Annotated in this window: 3 protein-coding genes; all 3 read left to right on the forward strand. The window is 53.6% G+C overall.

From position 1 onward, the window contains the following. Positions 1-208, forward strand: a 208-nt coding sequence (locus AO277_RS28770; protein ID WP_218962515.1) for a hypothetical protein, incomplete at its 5' end; no start/stop codon positions are given. 232 nt (positions 209-440) lie between these two features. Further along, positions 441-773: an IS66-like element accessory protein TnpA gene (gene tnpA / locus AO277_RS13520; RefSeq protein ID WP_080899397.1), complete on the forward strand. Its 333-nt coding sequence runs from the start codon at positions 441-443 to the stop codon at positions 771-773. Next, on the forward strand, positions 770-1,105 hold the full coding sequence (gene tnpB, locus AO277_RS29145; protein ID WP_044320219.1) for an IS66 family insertion sequence element accessory protein TnpB: 336 nt from the start codon (positions 770-772) through the stop codon (positions 1,103-1,105). Before tnpA ends, tnpB begins: the two co-directional genes overlap by 4 nt. The last annotated feature ends 243 nt before the right edge of the window (positions 1,106-1,348 follow it).

Raw genomic sequence — 1,348 nt, forward strand, 5'->3', positions numbered from 1 at the left:
GGGTCTGCTTGCGCTTAGCGGCGTATTCGGCATCGGCGAAGGTCATTTGATTCATCATCGAAAAGCTCGGCGATTGGTGCCCGGAGATTTTGCCAAATCAGGAAGTCTTTTTCAGGATTTCCCTAATCAAGCCCGATCTACTGAGGATCGGCATCAACCCCCTTCTTCTGATGTACCCAATTACATAAAAGCACCGGAAAAAAACTGATTCGAGGCCGATTATACGAAACGTACAGTACAGTATCAGGCGTCCATTCAAGGACGCCTATTTTATTGATTGCCCTGGCACATAGCCGTTCTGCAGATTAGCTACGTCGCACTTTTGAGCAGGTTAGACGTATGCGTCCGGCCAAGTCATCTACCCAGCCCTGCAAAGCCAAGACATGGTGTGCACTTAAATTTAAGTGGGCACCAGTTCTAGCCTTTTAAGCGGGTATTTCATGCAGCCAACACGCCGTTCCTACTCCAAGTCCTTTAAACCCCAAGTCATTCAAGAGTGTGCCCAGCCCGGTGCTTCGATTGCCAGCATCGCGCTCAGCCATAGCCTCAACGCAAACCTCGTCCACAAATGGATGCAGTTACACACGCAGCAAAATACGGCGCTGCAACCTGCTTTCATTCCGTTGCCCATGCAGCTGGCTGGAGCAAATTCGCAATCCGCATCGCCAAATATCTGCGTTGAGATCCAGCACCCGCGCGGCACCGTCAAAGTGAACTGGCCAACGGAAAATGCTGCCGCTTGCGCGACCTTTCTTCGAGACCTTCTGCGATGATTCGCATCGACTCCATCTGGCTCGCCACCGAGTCGATGGACATGCGCGCAGGCACCGAGACGGCGTTAGCCAGGGTTATTGCGGTGTTCGGTGCGGCGCAGCCGCACTGTGCTTATCTGTTCGCCAACCGCCGCGCCAATCGCATGAAAGTGCTGGTGCATGACGGCTTCGGAATATGGCTGGCGGCGCGTCGGTTAAACCAAGGCAAGTTCCACTGGCCTGGCGTTCGCCACGGTTCTGAGATGCAGCTGGATACCGAGCAATTTCAGGCGTTAGTGCTGGGTCTGCCATGGCAACGCGCAGGTTATGGAGGCTCGATCACACTGCTTTAATGGCTGCCATTAGCCTATCGATCTATCGCCGGGAATTGCCTGCTCTGGCAAAATCCGGCGCATGACTTCTTCTCCCAATCTCGACCAAATGTCCCCCGACCAACTACGTGCTTTGGCAGCGCAGTTGCTGTCGCAAGTCGACACAATGGGCAAGAAAATCACCCGTGATCAAACAGTGAACCGCCCCGGGTTTCTCGGAGACTCCAACCTTTGAGAGGATGGAGCGATGAAAAAACTACCGAA

The sequence above is a fragment of the Pseudomonas amygdali genome (assembly GCF_002699855.1).
GTDB classification, from domain to species: domain Bacteria; phylum Pseudomonadota; class Gammaproteobacteria; order Pseudomonadales; family Pseudomonadaceae; genus Aquipseudomonas; species Aquipseudomonas amygdali.

What these genes read in the sequence shown, in the direction of transcription:
- tnpA (WP_080899397.1), top strand. Translation starts at nt 441, where the DNA reads ATGCAGCCAACACGCCGTTCCTACTCCAAGTCCTTTAAACCCCAAGTC.
- tnpB (WP_044320219.1), top strand. Translation starts at nt 770, where the DNA reads ATGATTCGCATCGACTCCATCTGGCTCGCCACCGAGTCGATGGACATG.